Genomic DNA, 16,219 nt, shown 5'->3' with positions numbered 1-16,219 from the left:
GAATAACAATATCCCAATAGAAAATATTACCAATGCCTGCAGCATGGTGACGCCCATATAGGTTATCTGTTTAGATAATAAACCCACCGCGTAGTTGGTAGGTAATGTTTTTAAGCGGATAAAACTTCCGCTCACCTTTTCCCTCACCACGCTGCCACCTAACGACATGATGATAAAGAACATGGCAAAAATGGTCCAAGCGGGCACGTTGTGTTGGGTAGCGTTTGGTGTTTGCCGCAGGCCATCTTTGGAAACAGGTACCTCGTTTATACGGGTGCGGTTGTTCAGCATATCATTTTCAAGCTTCTCGGGCAGTTCAGTTTCGTTGAGGGCGAAGTATAGGGTGCGTAAAGTTTCGCGGCTCTCAACCATTTGCAGGGCGCTTTGCAGGGCACCCTTAACTGATAAGCGTAATGATTCCTGTAAAATGGGGTTGTAATAAAAGGTCAGCGGGTCAACATCGCCTACCTTGTGTTGGGTCGAGTCGCCCTGCAAGCCGAAGCTGGTTAACGCCTTACCCGCTACATTTTTTGATTTAGCCTTTACCCTTGCCGAAAAGTTTGCCGGTATCACAATGCCAAGCATGGCATCCTGGTTGTGCATGGCATCGGCAATTATTTTTTCATTGGCAGTACCAGGCAGTTGCGCTACTTTAAACATGCCTATTTTGTTAATGGCCGTTATCAATTGTTTGCTTGATTGCCCGGTATCCTGGTTACTAATAAGTATAGGCAGCCTGTTTTTGTTAACCAACTGAAACGTGCTGTTTTGTATGCTGGTAACCACTATCACCAAAATAATAGGCATTACAAACATCAGGGCTATTCCAACCTTATCGCGAAGTAGTACCCGCACATCCTTTTTTATAGTTGCCCAGAGTTTAAACATCAGTTGCGGTAGGCTTTACCTGTTAAGTTTATAAATAGTTCTTCCAGCGTTTCGTTTTTATGCTCTTTTAAAACATCATCAATATTACCCTGGGTAATGATCTTCCCGTCATCAATCATGGCAATATGCTCACACAGGTCTTCGGCCTCACTTAGCTGGTGCGAGGTATATATCAAAGTAGTACCGTTGTCATTTAATGTGCGCAGGTAGTTCATAATTGCGTGGCGGGTTTGCACATCAACCCCAACGGTAGGTTCATCTAAAAATAAAACCTGCGGGTTGTGTATCACGCCAATAGCCAGATTTACCCTGCGTTTCATCCCGCCCGAAAATTTCTCTACGGCTTTATCTTTTACGTCTGATAGTCCTAAAATATGCAGCAACTCATCTGTACGTTGATTTATTTGTTGCTGATTTAACCCTGCCCATGCACCAAAAAACTCCAAATTCTCGGCAGGGGATAATTCCTGGTAAAATGAAAAATCTTGCGGAACAAAGCCGAACAACTTATTCACTTCTTTTGTTTGATGCCCTATTTTATGACCCAGCAGCGAAATGCTGCCCTCTTTAACCTGCAATACGCCGGTCATTAAATTCATCAATGTGGTTTTACCCGCGCCATTAGGACCAAACAGCCCGAAACGTTCTCCTTTTTTTACCTGTAAATTCAGGTTGGTAAAAGACACCTCCGCGTTATCAGGAAAACGGAAGCCCATGTTTTGTATGTCAATAGCAAAGGGTTCTATGAGTTCCATTTTAAATTATTCAACTGCGTAAATGCGTTTTTTTCAATTTCGGCAATTTCCAGCAGATAATCGCCCATTTGGTTAAAATCTTCCTGGCTGCCTAACCTGCCCTTATAAATACCCGCTGCCTGTACAGCCGCGGTGCGCCAAAGGTCGCCCGATTGGGTGAACAGCTGCGATATCTTCAGCATTTCGTCCATCTGGTTATAAGCATACGCCTCCTGCAAAAACGCGCCGTAAATGTAGCGGAAACCACCGCCACCAGTGCCAATTTCTTCCTGCATACGCACAAGTTGCGCTAAGTATAACCCTGCTTCTTTCAAGCCTAATTTATCCCGCCATTTTTTAATGCGATTGGCAGTAAACTTAATACCGTTAACCCCGGTAATTGGCCCGGGTATGTGCAGCATGTTTTGTACATTTTTTTGTATCCCGCTTTTAATGCCGCGCTTAATTTGTTCATCGGTAACAGGTTTTCCGGTTACAGGGTAGTATAACTGACCTTTGGGCGCTAAGGCCCCTTTTGCAAAGCGCACCCGCTCCAATTCATAACTGGTTAGCGTGGTGGTTGTTTCCATCACCGGGTCGCTTATCAGGTAGTTGTCCTCTTCTTTGCCGTATACGATCAGGTTATGGGCATTAAAATGGAAACGGTATTCTTTTGGGAAATAAGTTAAATAATAAACACCAACCTGACAGCCTACGGGGCGGCCTTCGGCCAGTTGTTGCTGTAAAAAAGCTTCCGCTTTTTCGCGCGAGCTGAATTTTTTGCGCACCACCGGGATATCCAGTGCTTTGCAGGTACGTTTAAATATAAGGCCCGGCAAAGTTCGAAACGCTATAACCGGCCCGTTATTTATTTTCATGAGGGGGATATATACAAAAAACAAACCTGCGCCAATGCCAAAGGCCAGTGGCTCGGTAATTTGGTTAACGCCTATATTTTTTAACAAGCTCGTGGTAACGCCATTTTCGCAATGCGCGGCTTGTATGTGGTTAAATTTAAGCTCCATGCACCTTCATGTTTTTCAAATCATCCACACTTACATTAAACACTTCGGCGTAACGTTGCAGCTTTTTATCAGCTAAATTTTTAAATACTCCAGGTTTCAAATGGCACTTTATCTGCCATTTCCAAAACCCGGTATAATCAGCCAGCAGGCTGATATCCATTATCCCCTGTTCAATAAAAAACAGCAGTGGACTGGCCTCGCCATTTAAAACTTTTTGTTTGGCATTGGCTATCCGTACATCTATGTCTTCCCAGGCTTTATCAAGGGCAGTAATTTTTACGTCCCAACCTTTGCTTAATTCAGTAACATACTTGCCCTCGCTATCCGTAGCATAGCAAACCTCTTTGGTAATTTTACCCAAGGCGCTTACATCCTGCGGAACATCTTCCTTTTTCATTCTTATAGGGATGGGTTAACAAACCGTTAGCAACGCGTACATATACGAGAAACGTGAGCTTTCTGGAACCAGCAACAATATTTTCTCGCCTTTTTTTAACCGGCCGCTATGGAACAGCTCATCTATCATTAAATAAACTGATGCCGCGCCTACATTGCCTACGGTATACAGGTTAATAAACCATTTATCATAAGGGATACCGCCGCCATATATCTCAACCAGTTCGTAAATTTTACTGCGGAAGAAATCACTGGAGATATGCGGTAAAAAGTGATCAATATCCTTTGCGGTAAGTCCCTTGCGTTCAAAGATCTCTTTTATTTTTTTTCCGCCAAGCGGGACAATGTTATCACTCAACAAGCCAATATCCTGCTTAACACTGAAGATAGATTTGGTCATCACCTCTTCGGGCGTATAATCCATAAATCCCTTTAGTGTGCCATCGGCATTTTTATCGGCACCCATATACATACAGGTTTCCATTTCGTTGGCGTAGGATATGCCTTCTATCCACTCTATTCTCAAGCTTATACCTTCCTCGTTTGGTTTATCAGACATTAAAAACGCCGATGCCCCATCACTCAGCATCCACCTTAAAAAATCTTTTTGAAAAGCGATGTACGGGTTGGCTGTTAACTCTTTTAGTTTCTGCGCCTCTTCTTCAAACACGTCTGATACCAATAAGCCCGAAAAGCGTTCGGAGCCTGTTGCTACCGCAAGTTTCGAGTCGCCTGTTTTAATGGCCATATAGGCATATTTTAAGGCGTGCATACCCGCGCAGCAAACGCCCGATGGTGATACCACTTCAATAGCTTCGGACTCGGGCAGCCAGCCATGGGTCATTACCCCGTGCGATGGCATCATTTGGTCGGGCGATGAAGTGCCGCACGATAGCAAGTCAATTTTTTTTATTTCTTCGGGATCATCCTTAAATAAGTTGCGCACAGCCTCGGCGGTCATTTGCGCATTGGTATGCGTTGGCTTGCCACCCTTAGATAAAGCATAATAGCGTTGTTTAATGGCATTATTGCGCAGCACTATGTTTTTTGACTTGGATGGCTTGTTGTTGATATAGCCCAGGTAAAGTTCCATATCCTCGTTAGGAACAGGCTTATTCGGTAAAAAAATAGAAGTATTGTTAATATAAACAGGCATACCTTAGTTTAAATTTAAAAAATGTTGCTTACGCGCCTTAATACGTTTTGGCGAAGTAAACCTGAATAAAATAGCATCAATAGTAACCACAATTGGCGCACCCACAAAAAAAGCAATTAAAAGGTAATATTTAAAAGCCCTTATCCAGGGTAATTTATTTTTCTTTTTAGCTATGATATTGGCCCAAACCCTAAATATCTTTCCTGCTACACCTTCAATCACCATCAGGTTATAATTAAGCACCACTGCTTTCTGGTTGTCCAGTTCGTCCTGTAAACTGCTCCAATCATTGGTGTTTAAATGGGGTACAACGCTTTCGCCAAATACTTGGGTATGCTTTATATCCGCATCAGCAACACCCGGAGGGGGGAAAATGTTTAAGTAGCGGTCTTTTTTTCCGTGCAGCATCCAATGGAAGATGGTAACAAAGCTTACCGGGTTGGGGTGTTTATCAACCAAAGCAATATTACCTACATGGTTGGCCCCGGCGGTGCGCAGCAATTTTTTAACCCTTACAAAAGCATTAAGCCACATATTACGGGCACCGGTTACCGTAATTACAGGGGTATCTTTTAATACGGCCCTCAACTCCTCGTTTTGCATAAACGAGTTAAACGGGATACTTGGCGACAAGAACCAGGCCTGGTAACCTAAAACTACCAGATCGTATTTTTTCTCTTTCAGCTCAAATGGTTGCAAATCAGCAGGAACATCCAACTGGCAGTGGGGCATCACACTAAAAAAAGTATCGGCCGTCCACGGGAAGTTAGGTTCATTAGCCAACCTTACACGCACTTTTTCTACCGTTGCGCCAGAGGCTTCTATAGGTGCCGTAAAATTGTCAATAATATCGCCCAACTGGCCTGATTGAGAATAATAAATGGCTAATACTTTTTTAGTCATGCGGCTAAATTAAAAGTCCTGGGCTTTCAATGCTTTTGAATTTTTGGCGTAGTCGGCAATAGCATGCTGAACAACAGGGGGTAAGGTTTTATATGCTTTGGTAATGATCTGCCTGTCGGCCTCAAGGTCTTTATTATACTTGACTATTTTAGGAGCCTTTTCCTGTATAATCAGCCGTAAAAAATGATATTCGGCATTATCAGCGTCATTTAACAAAGCCGTTTCCAGTTTAATACGGCCGGCTTTAAAAAGTTTTAGCTTCTCTGCAGGTCGTGTTACCAATCCGGCCTTCCGCATCAGTAAAAATCCTTCGTATCCGTTTTTTTCTGCTATATCCGATGCGGTAACCAGGTCCAATTCCTCATCAATACTTTCTTTATTGCCGGTTTTAATAACCTCATAAAATTGAGCTTTATCAAACTTAATGCTTTTGGCAAACGTCACGGTACCCGTAAACAAGATAATTAAGATAAAATATATTTTTAACTTCATATGGGCTCAATCAGTATGCACACAAATATAAATATTTATACCAAGCAGCCTAATTTAGTGGCAGCCGGGATTGTGTAGGTTTGACCTGAGTGTATTGGGATGGTTTAAATGCTTACGTGAGTTGAATAAACGCGATCCGTCAACTCACCCCGACTACGCTTCGCTTGTCGACCCTCTCTCTTCGAAAGAGGGTGCCAACTCACAACCTACAAATAAAAACCCCTCTCTAGCATAGAGAGGGTGGTCGAACGTAGTGATGACCGGGTGAGTTAAAAATACAGGCAAAACAAAAAACCCTAACTTTCCTTTACTTTTGGGTAATATTGGATTTTACTTATATTACCTGATAAATAATATTGAGTGCAAAATAATAATCAATTATTCTCGGGCCAGTGGGCCGTTATTTTAGGTGGATCAAGCGGGTTTGGTTTTGCTGCTTTACAAAAGCTGGCCAGGCATGGCATGAACATAGCTGTATTGTATCGCGAAACTGCTGCTGCCGCACGTACATTTAAAGAAAGCCTGGCTGCAATAGCTTCAACTAATAACGTAACCATTGAGCCTTATAATATCAATGCGCTTGATGAGGCTGCCCGTGTTGCCTTTATTGAAGAATTTGCTGGTGGTAAAAAAAATAGCGTTAAACTGCTATTACATTCCATAGCGCGCGGCAACCTTAAACCCCTTATGGGTGCCGATGCATTGAGCATGGCCGATATACAATTAACTACCTATGCCATGGGCACCAGTTTATTAGACTGGACTCGCGACCTTTTAGCTAAAGACGTTTTTTACAGCGATGCCCGAATAATTGGCTTAACCAGCGAGGGCGAGGATAAATATTGGGAAGGCTACGCGGCGGTATCTATAGCCAAAGCATCCTTGCAAAGTTTAACTAAATATATGGCGGTTGAGTTGGCTAAATATGGCTTAAAAACTAATTTGATACAGGCAGGCATTACGGCCACCCCATCGTTATTAAGAATACCGGATAGTGAAACCCTGTTAAAAACAACAGTAAGCCGCAACCCGCTGGGCCGCATGACCGAGCCTGCGGATGTAGCCAATGTAATATACTTGCTATGCACTGATGAGGCCGCCTGGATAAACGGAACAGTGATACATGTGGATGGAGGAGAACATTGTAAGTAGTGGGTAGTTGTGAGTGGGCAGTTTGCAGTTAACACAAATTGTCATTTCGACGAAGGAGAAATCTATACACATGCTAATCACTAATGAATATGTATAGATTTCTCACTATGTTCGAAATGACAGAGAAAATTATTTATAATGAACAATATTTTAAACTATTTACCTTACAAATCGTCATTTCTGTTTGTAGATAATATTATCAAACTAAATGATGATGGCGTTGTTGGTGATTATACCTTAAAAGGCGACTCCTTTTTTTACGAGGACCATTTTCCGGGTAACCCGGTTACACCGGGGGTAATAATTACCGAGATAATGGCGCAGATAGGGTTGGTGGTTTTAGGGATACATTTAATGCTAAGCGGCGTAAAGGAAAAAGGGGTGGTAATGGACCATGGGTCGTTCCCGCTGCTTACCTCAACCAATGTGGAATTTTATAAAATGGTATTACCAGAAGAAAAAGTTATAGTAACTTCTAAAAAACAATATTTTCGCTTTGGTAAACTAAAATGTTTAATTGAAATGCACAATACGGCAAATGAATTGGTTGCAAAAGGCACATTTTCGGGCGTGATAAAAAACGCGGCAAAAAGAGAGGGTATAAATGGGTAACCGTGTTGTTATTACAGGTTTAGGAGTAGTGGCCCCCAACGGTATAGGCGTGACCGATTTTTTGCACGCTATACAGAATGGCATATCGGGCATACGGTTCATTCCTGAATTTGAGGAACTTAAATTTAATTGCCAGGTAGGCGGTTTCCCGGAATTTGAAAATGAGCAGCTACAGGGTTACATTACCGAAACATCGCTGTATGGCTTAAAAGGGAAAGGAATTGCTTTTGGCATACGCGCCGCGCTGGATGCCTGGGTAGATGCGGGTAATGAAATTGCAGGCGAAGATACCCTTTGGGATACCGGCTGTGTATTTGGCAGCAGCGTTGCCGATACCGATGTAATTAAAATGGCCATCACCCGCGTAGATGCCAAAGAATCAAAAAAATTAGGCTCGCGCGTGGTTGAGCAGATCATGAACAGCGGTATTACGGCCTATATATCAGGCAGGCTGGGCTTAGGCAATAAAATAATTAATAACTCTGCCGCCTGCGCTACTGGCACACAATCTATTTTAATGGGTTATGAGTATATAAAATATGGCATGGCCAAACGTATGGTGGTGGGCAGCTGCGAATATGTTGACCGTTATGTTTTTGGCGGGTTCGACTCCATGCGGGTATTATCCCGTAAATATAACGATGAACCTGAACGTGCATCGCGACCCATGAGCGCCAGCGCGGGTGGTTTTGTCCCCGGATCGGGCGCGGGAGCGTTAATATTGGAAGATCTGGAATTTGCTTTGGCCCGTGGTGCCAAAATTTATGGTGAGGTGCTGGGTGGCGCAACCAATTCGGGTGGGCAGCGCAATGGTGGCAGCATGACGGCCCCCGGCGCGGTAGGAGTAGTTAAATGCATTGAAGACGCTATTGCCGATGCCAAAATATCAACAGAGGCTATTGATCTGGTTAGCGGCCATTTAACCGCCACCATTGCCGATAGGCTGGAAATTAAAAACTGGGTTCAGGCTTTAAAGCGCAAAGAGGATGATTTTCCGCTGGTTAATTCGCTAAAGTCAATGGTGGGCCATTCGCTTAGTGCAGCAGGTTCGATTGAAATGGTTGCCGCAGTTTTGCAACTAAAGTATAACTTTGCACATCCTAACCTTAATCTGGAAGACCCGATACCGGAGATTGTAGATATGATAGGGACAAACAATTTGCCAACAAAAAAGATAGACAGAGAGATTAATACTATAGCAAAAGCTAACTTTGGCTTTGGCGATGTTAACAGCTGTTTAATAATTTCAAAATACAAAGCGTAACAAATGGATAGAAAAGCTATTTTAAACGAGCTGAAAAAAGTACTGGCCCCTTACACGGAAGATAAAACAATACTGGAGGGGATAAATGAACAAACTGACTTAATAAAGGACTTGAAAATAAACTCGGCTAATTTGGTTGATATTATAATTGATGCCGAGTCGCAATATAATATTGAGATAGATTTTGACGCTGCCGAAAAAATGTACAACGTAGGTAATTGCATTGACGTAATTGCCGAAAAAATGAACCGTACTGCGTGAAAAGTACGGGCAATGATATTGTAGCCCTAAACGCTATTGATATTCGGCGCACCAAAAGCAGTCGTTTTTATTCCAAATTCCTTAACGTTGCCGAACAGGCCCTATATCAGCAAACCCAGGCTGATATACCTTTTGAAAAATTTGTATGGTTACTATGGTCGGTTAAAGAGGCAGCCTACAAATATTATAAAAGGCATGATGCAGGGCTCATGTTTTCGCCCATAAAGTTTGTTGTTCAGCAGGTAAATTTTCCTGCCGGGCATGCTTTAACACCCTTTACAGGAATTTATTGGGATAGTGAACATAACACCGAAAATTATATAACAGGTAGTATTGTTTACGGCAGCGAGCAGCTGTATTTCCGGGCAAAATTACATCCCGAACTGATAACAACCGTTGTTAGCCAAGATGAACAGTTTGAAAATGTTTACTGGGGCTTTCAGTTAGTTGAGCACACCGACCATGAGCACCAATCGCGGGAGGCAATAGCATTCTCGCTTATAAAATTAAGTTCAGTTTTAGGAATTGCTGATTTAAACATAGCCAAGAGCGAAATTGGCTACCCGGTTGTTTTAGACGGCGGCACGCCTTTAGATGTGGCCCTATCTTTTGCCCATCATGAGCGATTTGTGGGGTATTCGTTTGCGTTATAATTTTTATGTCATCTCGAACGATAGTGAGAGATCTATACACAGATATTGACAAGCACGTATATAGATTTCTCGCTCGTTCCTTCGTTCGAAATGACAATCTGGGTGCGACAAGCAGAACCCTGAAACACTGGGTTAACACAACTTAACACATTTTCACTATACTTTATGGTTAAATAATTGATAATCAAATTATTATAAATTTTTTTATCAAAAAAGTGTTAACCATAAATTTAAGTTAAAATTTTGCCATATCCTTCGCGTATTATGACTAGTTTGTGAGGTGTTCGTTTGTATTATAATATTAATCCAGTAATACCTGATCGGTAATTTTCGCCAATAGGTACCTTTACCCCGCCTAATTCTACGGTGCTTTTTCCTATTGAAGAAACATGTTCAACGCCAATTAAATAAGAGCGATGTGTGCGTGTAAATAGTTTTTCCGGCAATAATTCGACTAGATATTTCATGGTCATGTGAGTAATATAAGATTCATCACGCGTTTTTATTACGATATAGTCTTTAACCGATTGAGCCATAATGATGTCTTTATGATCAATTTTAACCAGCTTGCCATTTACCTTAAAATAAGAATAATTTGAAACTTCTATTTGCGGTGTGTGCAATTTTAAAAACTTAGCAATGCTCCTGTTAAATTTTTCATAGGTAATTGGTTTTAACAAATAATCTATAGCATCCAACTCATAGCTCATTGCGGCATATTCAGAAAAAGCTGTGGTGAAAATTACAGCGGGTGGGGTTTTAAGTGTCTTTATAAAATCAATCCCGTTTAGTTTAGGCATTTTAATATCCAAAAATATCAAGTCAATTTTTTCCCGGCTAAGTATATCAAAGGCTTCCAGTGCATTGCTGCAACTTTGCACCAATAGCATGTTTACAGTTTGGTTAATATGTTTTTCTAAAACCTGTTGGGCCAAAGGCTCGTCATCAACAATTATGAATCTGATCATTTATTTCAAGGTTATGCTTAAATATACTTCAAAAACGCACCCATACTCCTTTATTTCCAGTTGATGGTTATCAGGGTACAGTATAGCCAATCGTTTTTTTACATTTTCTAACCCAATACCCGGTGTGGCTCCTCCGTGGTTGTTTATAGGGGCTTTGGTGTTTTTGGTTTCAAGAGTAAGTTCATTTTCAACCTGGCATACCACTATTTTAACATAGCCGGAGTTTATTTCCTCGCGTATCCCATGCTTGAAGGTGTTCTCAATAAACGGCAACAGTAACAACGGTTCAATTAGTGCGTTGTTGCTTATGCCCTGTACTTCAAATGTTATTTCGATACCTGCGGGATAGCGTACAGCTTCTACTTCGGTATAGTTTTTTAAAAAATTAATTTCCTGTTGCAAGCTTACCAACTGCCCGGATGAGTTATACAATATGTACCGCATCATATCGGCGTGTTTTGCTACCAATGGGGCGGTTTGTACGGATTGCTGCAAGGCCAGCGAGTAAATATTGTTTAGTGTGTTAAAGAAAAAATGAGGCTGTAGCTGCACTTTTAAATAATTTAATTCGGCGTTTAGTTGTTGCTGTTTAAGCTCGTTCATTTGTTTTTCCTGCCTGGCTGATCTGATAAAATAAGCCAAAAATAGCAACACCATATACTCTCTTAACATATACATAGTGCCACCATAATGAATTAGAACATTGGCTTTATATGTTGCCGTAGCTTCATTAATTACACTTTGTGGCAAAAAGCTTAAATGTGTAATGAGCCAGTTAATATATAAATTATAAAAGTTTAGCAGCACCAGGTAAACCACCATCAATAGCAAAAACCGCCAATACCTTTTATTGAACAGATACTTTTGAATGATTACCTTATACAATATCCAAACTGGTATAATTTTTACCAGTGCGAAAATAAAATGATTGGTAAGGTTTAAAGGATTGGGGTATTGCCTTATGTGCGGCTCAACAAGGTTATATTCAATGCTGGTTAATATATTAAACAAAAAATAATAGAAAATAAAAAACGCTATTTCAATGCGCAGGTATTTGTCATTTAAGTAGGCTTTTATCGTGCTCATATTAGTTAAAGTAAACTATATAAATTCTTTTTTTAGCAAGCGATAAAAAACAAGTACCTGTTTTTCGGCCAACCCCCATGTTTTTTCGACAAAAGCCACTATAGCCTTATTGGTCTAATATATCTGCCCTCCCGTCTAATAATGAAAATTTGATTATTAAAACCCAATATGTTTGTTGTGAATTAAAACCTAAACAGATGAAAAAAACAATAATTATTGGCATTGTTATTTTAGTTAGCAATGTTGTATTGGGACAAACTCCAAAAGAGATTATAGCCCGCGTTTATGCGGCCCAGCACATGCTTAAAACGGCGTCATATTCACTTAAAAGAACAGATACGTTGGTTACAGGTGATACACGCATAATGACAGGCAGCGTAAAAATTAAAACAGATGTAGCAGATGCTCTCTATGGTTTTCAATTTTGGTGCAAACTGGATGATGTAAACGTTGAAACTATTTATAATGGACACCTGATTTATGAAGCTAATAATAATACTAAAACCTATACAATAAATACAAATCCAGTTGATCTGTCACATGTTTTTTATAGTACAGCCGGGGGGCATGTAATATTAACCGACCTGGTAAAACTTGATACTTCAAAGGCGATTGGGTTTATGCTATCGCAAAATACCCAACAATATTATCTTACAATCAAGTACGCTGACTATAAGCAGGAAGATGTAAGCAAAAGATATAAAATAGTTACTATTGACAAAAAGACCATGTTGCCCATTGCTGTGAGGAGTCACCAGGAACCATTGGGACGTGTACAGGATCTTTATTACCAGATCACAAATATTCAAGTTAATGAGCCGCAGTTTAATTATGATTTTACATCGCCCACTTTTTTAACTGAATACAATCAGCAAATTATTACTAATAATGTGGCACAAAACCCGGCATACGGTTTAAAGGGAATTGCGGCACCTTATTTTGAATTAATATCATTTAACAATAAAAAAGTATCAACTAATGACTTTAAAGGCAAAGTTGTATTGCTTGATTTTTGGGAAGTATGGTGCGGGCCTTGCATGGAGGCCATGCCTAAGGTAGAAAACCTATATGAAAAATATAAAGGCAAAGGATTATTAATTTACGGTATAACGAGTGACGCTAAACAGCTGGCACCATCAAAATTGCTAATACAGAAAAGGAACATTGCTTTACCTATGTTGGTTGGCAGTGAGCAATTGAAGAAAGATTATAAAGTGAATGGTTTTCCTCTTTATATTCTAATTAATAAATCGGGTAAAATAAGCTTTGTTAGCGAAGGGTATTCTGAAGATGTAGAAGCCGCAATTAAGTCGGCCATTAATGATTAATTTACCATTACCACACCGTAATGGTGAAGTGTGGATGCGCTTGACCGGGTTGATGGGAACTTTTGGCTAAAGCCTTTATTTACCTGTTTCAAAGTGTGCCAAATATCCACGGTCGCGAAGCACTAAAAATCTTATTTATTAGCCAGCGGATTAGGGTAATTATCGCTCTGGTCCTCGGCCACATTATCCAGGCATTTAAAATCTTTTTCAACCAGTAGGTAAAAATCATTGGTTTTGCTTTCGTAGCCTACGCGGTCAGTGCCTATCCATTCAGCGGCCATCGCATAAGGCATATAAAGAGTAATCCTATTGTCTTTAAACGTAGCGTATAACTCTGCGGCGCCCGTGCCTTCCAATGAATAGGTTAAAATATCCCCACCAAAATTGGTTTGCTCTTCCAGGTAACCGTTTTTGGTAAACGTAGCAATATCTGTACGGGTAAGGCGGTAGCGCAGCGAGTTTCCTTTAATTCTTATCTTCATATCCTGTATTACTTATATAAGTCAACAACCGGCCCGATAATGATAATTGCCGGGTGGGTTAATTGTTTGCTTTCGGCCATTTGGGCAATGTCTTTTACCAGCCCTTTTACCATTTTTTGCTTGGGTAACGAGGCATGCTGAATAATAGCCGCCGGCATATTGCCGTTACCGGCGTCTATATAGGTATCCGCTATTTGGCCGAGTTGTTTCATGCCCATGTATATTACTACGGTTGAGTTACTTTGCATAGCCAGCCGCAGATCGCCTGATAGCGTGCCATCCTTTTTAGTGCCCGTTACCACCCAAATACCCTCGCTCACCGCGCGGTGAGTAAGCGGTATGTCCTCCAGCCCAACCGCCTGCATACTTGATATGCCGGGTATAAAATGCGTGGTGATGCCGTTTTCGCGGGCAAATAATATTTCTTCAAAGCCACGCCCAAAAATAAATGGGTCGCCGCCCTTAAGGCGTACTACCTTGCCTTTGGTAAAGGCAAAATGTTTTATCATCTCCAGTATCTCTTCCTGCGAGGTATATGCACCATACGGCTGTTTACCCACATATATTTTATCGCATTCGGGTTTTGCAAGGTTTAATAACTCTTTATTGGCTAAATTGTCGTATAAAATCACATCAGCAGCCTGTAAAACCTTATAAGCTTTCATAGTTATCAGCTCAGGGTCGCCCGGGCCTGCACCTACAACATATAATTCAGGAAAAATCGACTCTTTTTCTATCATTTAATCTAAAATATTATAAAAACTATTAAATTTTTAATGTTTTTATTCGATTTATGGTTTTATGTATTTAGTAAACGCACAAAAAATAGATTAATATCATGCCATTAATTAAAATAATGTTCAAAATTAACCAATTTTATATCCAATTTAATAAAAATTGCTGTTTTTTATTAAAAATATCTTCAAAAAATTGCAACAATTTGATTTTTTGTCTTACTTTGTTAAAAGTAAATGCATTTGTGTCGCAATTAAATGTATTTATCTTATGCTTTAACACTTAAAAATTAAAAATATGTCTAAACTAAATATTATAGTTGTTGGCAATGGCATGGTAGGATACAAGTTTTGCGAAAAACTTGTATCCAGATCATCCCGGTTCAATATAGTAGTTTTTGGTGAAGAACCACGCCGCGCTTACGACCGCGTACACCTCAGCGAATACTTTAATGGCAAATCTGCCGACGACCTTTCCATGTCGACCACCGAATGGTATGCAGATCATAACATTACTCTTCACCTGGGCAATCCCATACAGGAAATAAACCGCACCGAAAAAACTGTACATGCTTTAAGCGGTTTAAAATTAAGTTATGATTATTTAGTTTTAGCCACCGGCTCGTCAGCTTTTGTGCCAGATATTCCTGGTGTGGAAAAAGAGGGTGTATTTGTATACCGCACCATTGAGGACCTGGAACTGATCAAATCCTACGCGGCAAATGCAAAAGTAGGTGCAGTTATGGGTGGCGGCCTTTTAGGTTTAGAAGCAGCCAAAGCATTAATAGATCTGGGCATACAAGAAACGCATGTAATTGAGTTTGCTCCGCGCTTAATGCCAAGGCAAATTGACTCGGCGGGCAGTGCCATGCTGCAGGCCAAATTGAAAGCATTGGGGTTAAACATCCACCTTAATAAAAGCACCGCCAGTTTTGATGGAGAGCATAAAATTGAAGCGCTGCGCTTTAATGATGATACTTTGCTGCCGGTGGATATGATGGTGATATCAGCAGGCATACGCCCACGTGATGAGCTGGCTAAACTATCAGGCTTAGAAGTAGGTACCCGTGGCGGTATTATGGTAAACCAAAAAATGCAAACCAGCGATGATTGCATTTTTGCCATTGGCGAGTGTGCCTTATATGATAACATGATATATGGCCTGGTAGCACCCGGCTATGAAATGGCCGATACCGTTGTGGCTTGTTTAGCCGAGGGCGATAAATCATTTACCGGGTTTGATATGAGCACCAAGCTTAAACTTATTGGTGTTGACGTGGCCAGCTTTGGCGATGCCTTTATTACCGAGCCGGATTGCCGTACCATAGTTTTTGAAGATACCCATAAGGGCACATACAAACGCATTAACATTACTAATGATGGCAAATATTTGTTGGGTGGTATTTTAATTGGCGATGCTGCAGCTTATAATATATTATTACAAACCGTTAATAATAAAATTGTACTGCCGCCTGATCCGGAGGATCTGATATTAGGTTCGCGCGGGGGCGAGAGCAATGCCGGCGCGGGTGTAATGAGCCTGCCTGATGACGCGCTGATATGCTCGTGTGAGGCAGTAAGTAAGGGTGACATCTGTTCGGCGGTTACCGATGGAGGCTGTACTGACCTTGACGGTATTAAAAAATGCACCAAAGCCGGTACAGGCTGCGGCGGCTGCGTGCCACTGGTTAAGGACCTGGTAAACGGCACCTTAAAAGCAAACGGCCAATACATTAAAAACGTTATTTGCGAGCATTTTGATTATTCGCGCCAGGAGCTGTTTGATCTGGTTAAAATAAACAAGCTTAAAAATTACGATTTGGTATTAGACCATTTTGGCAAAGGCGATGGCTGCGAGGTTTGTAAGCCGGTAGTTGCCAGCATAATGTCCAGCTTATGGAATGACCTGATTGTTAAACAGGATGTAATTCAGGATAGCAATGACCGTTACCTGGCCAACATACAAAAAGGCGGTACTTACTCGGTAGTGCCACGTGTACCGGGCGGCGAGATAACCCCTGACAAGCTGATCGTATTGGGCCAGGTTGCCAAAAAATATGGCCTGTATACTAAAATTACCGGCGG

18 protein-coding genes are annotated in these 16,219 nt (G+C 41.0%); 7 read left to right on the top strand and 11 right to left on the bottom strand.

What is annotated here, in order from left to right; genetic code table 11:
• From ABI367_RS00775 to ABI367_RS00745, 7 genes are all read right to left on the bottom strand, one after another.
• Positions 1-888, bottom strand: an 888-nt coding sequence (locus ABI367_RS00775; protein WP_462231899.1) for an ABC transporter permease, incomplete at its 3' end; no start/stop codon positions are given.
• Complete coding sequence (locus ABI367_RS00770) at positions 888-1,643, bottom strand: ABC transporter ATP-binding protein (RefSeq protein WP_462231897.1); 756 nt, start codon at positions 1,641-1,643, stop codon at positions 888-890. The genes ABI367_RS00775 and ABI367_RS00770, both read right to left, overlap by 1 nt.
• Positions 1,631-2,647 (bottom strand): BtrH-related acyltransferase DarH, encoded by a 1,017-nt coding sequence (gene darH / locus ABI367_RS00765; RefSeq protein ID WP_462231895.1) that lies wholly within the window; start codon positions 2,645-2,647, stop codon positions 1,631-1,633. The genes ABI367_RS00770 and darH overlap by 13 nt, the downstream gene beginning before the upstream one ends.
• A complete protein-coding gene (gene DarG, locus ABI367_RS00760) occupies positions 2,637-3,044 on the bottom strand; it encodes a flexirubin biosynthesis protein DarG (RefSeq protein ID WP_462231893.1) in 408 nt (135 codons plus the stop codon). The genes darH and DarG overlap by 11 nt, the downstream gene beginning before the upstream one ends.
• A 15-nt stretch (positions 3,045-3,059) precedes the next feature.
• Positions 3,060-4,199, bottom strand: a complete 1,140-nt coding sequence (darB, locus tag ABI367_RS00755; protein ID WP_462231891.1) for a dialkylresorcinol biosynthesis protein DarB — start codon at positions 4,197-4,199, stop codon at positions 3,060-3,062.
• A gap of 3 nt (positions 4,200-4,202) precedes the next feature.
• Positions 4,203-5,102, bottom strand: a complete 900-nt coding sequence (locus ABI367_RS00750) for a hypothetical protein (protein ID WP_462231889.1) — start codon at positions 5,100-5,102, stop codon at positions 4,203-4,205.
• A gap of 9 nt (positions 5,103-5,111) precedes the next feature.
• Positions 5,112-5,594, bottom strand: a complete 483-nt coding sequence (locus tag ABI367_RS00745) for a hypothetical protein (RefSeq protein WP_462231887.1) — start codon at positions 5,592-5,594, stop codon at positions 5,112-5,114.
• A 360-nt stretch (positions 5,595-5,954) separates the two neighbouring features.
• Between ABI367_RS00745 and ABI367_RS00740 the strand changes: the two genes are divergently transcribed.
• From ABI367_RS00740 to ABI367_RS00720, 5 genes are all read left to right on the top strand, one after another.
• Complete coding sequence (locus ABI367_RS00740; protein WP_462231885.1) at positions 5,955-6,746, top strand: SDR family oxidoreductase; 792 nt, start codon at positions 5,955-5,957, stop codon at positions 6,744-6,746.
• 138 nt (positions 6,747-6,884) lie between these two features.
• The gene (locus ABI367_RS00735; protein ID WP_462231883.1) at positions 6,885-7,358 is read left to right on the top strand and encodes a 3-hydroxyacyl-ACP dehydratase FabZ family protein; all 474 of its coding nucleotides are present in this window, start codon (positions 6,885-6,887) and stop codon (positions 7,356-7,358) included.
• Positions 7,351-8,622, top strand: a complete 1,272-nt coding sequence (locus tag ABI367_RS00730) for a beta-ketoacyl-[acyl-carrier-protein] synthase family protein (RefSeq protein ID WP_462231881.1) — start codon at positions 7,351-7,353, stop codon at positions 8,620-8,622. The genes ABI367_RS00735 and ABI367_RS00730 overlap by 8 nt, the downstream gene beginning before the upstream one ends.
• Before the next feature lie 3 nt (positions 8,623-8,625).
• Complete coding sequence (locus tag ABI367_RS00725) at positions 8,626-8,883, top strand: acyl carrier protein (RefSeq protein ID WP_462231879.1); 258 nt, start codon at positions 8,626-8,628, stop codon at positions 8,881-8,883.
• The gene (locus tag ABI367_RS00720; RefSeq protein ID WP_462231877.1) at positions 8,880-9,536 is read left to right on the top strand and encodes a 4'-phosphopantetheinyl transferase family protein; all 657 of its coding nucleotides are present in this window, start codon (positions 8,880-8,882) and stop codon (positions 9,534-9,536) included. The genes ABI367_RS00725 and ABI367_RS00720 overlap by 4 nt, the downstream gene beginning before the upstream one ends.
• Before the next feature lie 293 nt (positions 9,537-9,829).
• Here ABI367_RS00720 and ABI367_RS00715 read toward each other — a convergent pair whose 3' ends face one another.
• Together ABI367_RS00715 and ABI367_RS00710 are read right to left on the bottom strand one after the other, a co-directional pair.
• Complete coding sequence (locus ABI367_RS00715; protein WP_462231875.1) at positions 9,830-10,504, bottom strand: LytR/AlgR family response regulator transcription factor; 675 nt, start codon at positions 10,502-10,504, stop codon at positions 9,830-9,832.
• On the bottom strand, positions 10,505-11,590 hold the full coding sequence (locus ABI367_RS00710; protein ID WP_462231873.1) for a sensor histidine kinase: 1,086 nt from the start codon (positions 11,588-11,590) through the stop codon (positions 10,505-10,507).
• 197 nt (positions 11,591-11,787) lie between these two features.
• On the opposite strand from ABI367_RS00710, the gene ABI367_RS00705 reads away from it, so the two are divergent.
• Positions 11,788-12,918, top strand: a complete 1,131-nt coding sequence (locus ABI367_RS00705; RefSeq protein ID WP_462231871.1) for a TlpA family protein disulfide reductase — start codon at positions 11,788-11,790, stop codon at positions 12,916-12,918.
• 131 nt (positions 12,919-13,049) lie between these two features.
• Here the strand turns inward: ABI367_RS00705 and ABI367_RS00700 are convergent, their stop codons facing one another.
• Positions 13,050-13,400: a DUF7009 family protein gene (locus ABI367_RS00700; RefSeq protein WP_462231869.1), complete on the bottom strand. Its 351-nt coding sequence runs from the start codon at positions 13,398-13,400 to the stop codon at positions 13,050-13,052.
• Positions 13,401-13,408: 8 nt separating this feature from the next.
• The gene (gene cobA, locus ABI367_RS00695) at positions 13,409-14,140 is read right to left on the bottom strand and encodes a uroporphyrinogen-III C-methyltransferase (protein ID WP_462231867.1); all 732 of its coding nucleotides are present in this window, start codon (positions 14,138-14,140) and stop codon (positions 13,409-13,411) included.
• A gap of 292 nt (positions 14,141-14,432) precedes the next feature.
• Here cobA and nirB point away from each other — a divergent pair.
• On the top strand, positions 14,433-16,219 hold a 1,787-nt coding region (gene nirB, locus ABI367_RS00690; protein WP_462231865.1), incomplete at its 3' end, for a nitrite reductase large subunit NirB.

The organism is Mucilaginibacter sp. (genome assembly GCF_039935595.1).
Classification (GTDB): Bacteria; Bacteroidota; Bacteroidia; order Sphingobacteriales; family Sphingobacteriaceae; genus Mucilaginibacter.
The sequence above is the reverse complement of the archived record's forward strand: the minus strand, read 5'-3'. Positions and strand labels throughout refer to the sequence as shown.

What these genes read in the sequence shown, in the direction of transcription:
- ABI367_RS00770 (WP_462231897.1), bottom strand. Translation starts at nt 1,643, where the DNA reads ATGGAACTCATAGAACCCTTTGCTATTGACATACAAAACATGGGCTTC.
- darH (WP_462231895.1), bottom strand. Translation starts at nt 2,647, where the DNA reads ATGGAGCTTAAATTTAACCACATACAAGCCGCGCATTGCGAAAATGGC.
- DarG (WP_462231893.1), bottom strand. Translation starts at nt 3,044, where the DNA reads ATGAAAAAGGAAGATGTTCCGCAGGATGTAAGCGCCTTGGGTAAAATT.
- darB (WP_462231891.1), bottom strand. Translation starts at nt 4,199, where the DNA reads ATGCCTGTTTATATTAACAATACTTCTATTTTTTTACCGAATAAGCCT.
- ABI367_RS00750 (WP_462231889.1), bottom strand. Translation starts at nt 5,102, where the DNA reads ATGACTAAAAAAGTATTAGCCATTTATTATTCTCAATCAGGCCAGTTG.
- ABI367_RS00745 (WP_462231887.1), bottom strand. Translation starts at nt 5,594, where the DNA reads ATGAAGTTAAAAATATATTTTATCTTAATTATCTTGTTTACGGGTACC.
- ABI367_RS00735 (WP_462231883.1), top strand. Translation starts at nt 6,885, where the DNA reads ATGAACAATATTTTAAACTATTTACCTTACAAATCGTCATTTCTGTTT.
- ABI367_RS00730 (WP_462231881.1), top strand. Translation starts at nt 7,351, where the DNA reads ATGGGTAACCGTGTTGTTATTACAGGTTTAGGAGTAGTGGCCCCCAAC.
- ABI367_RS00725 (WP_462231879.1), top strand. Translation starts at nt 8,626, where the DNA reads ATGGATAGAAAAGCTATTTTAAACGAGCTGAAAAAAGTACTGGCCCCT.
- ABI367_RS00715 (WP_462231875.1), bottom strand. Translation starts at nt 10,504, where the DNA reads ATGATCAGATTCATAATTGTTGATGACGAGCCTTTGGCCCAACAGGTT.
- ABI367_RS00710 (WP_462231873.1), bottom strand. Translation starts at nt 11,590, where the DNA reads ATGAGCACGATAAAAGCCTACTTAAATGACAAATACCTGCGCATTGAA.
- ABI367_RS00705 (WP_462231871.1), top strand. Translation starts at nt 11,788, where the DNA reads ATGAAAAAAACAATAATTATTGGCATTGTTATTTTAGTTAGCAATGTT.
- ABI367_RS00700 (WP_462231869.1), bottom strand. Translation starts at nt 13,400, where the DNA reads ATGAAGATAAGAATTAAAGGAAACTCGCTGCGCTACCGCCTTACCCGT.
- cobA (WP_462231867.1), bottom strand. Translation starts at nt 14,140, where the DNA reads ATGATAGAAAAAGAGTCGATTTTTCCTGAATTATATGTTGTAGGTGCA.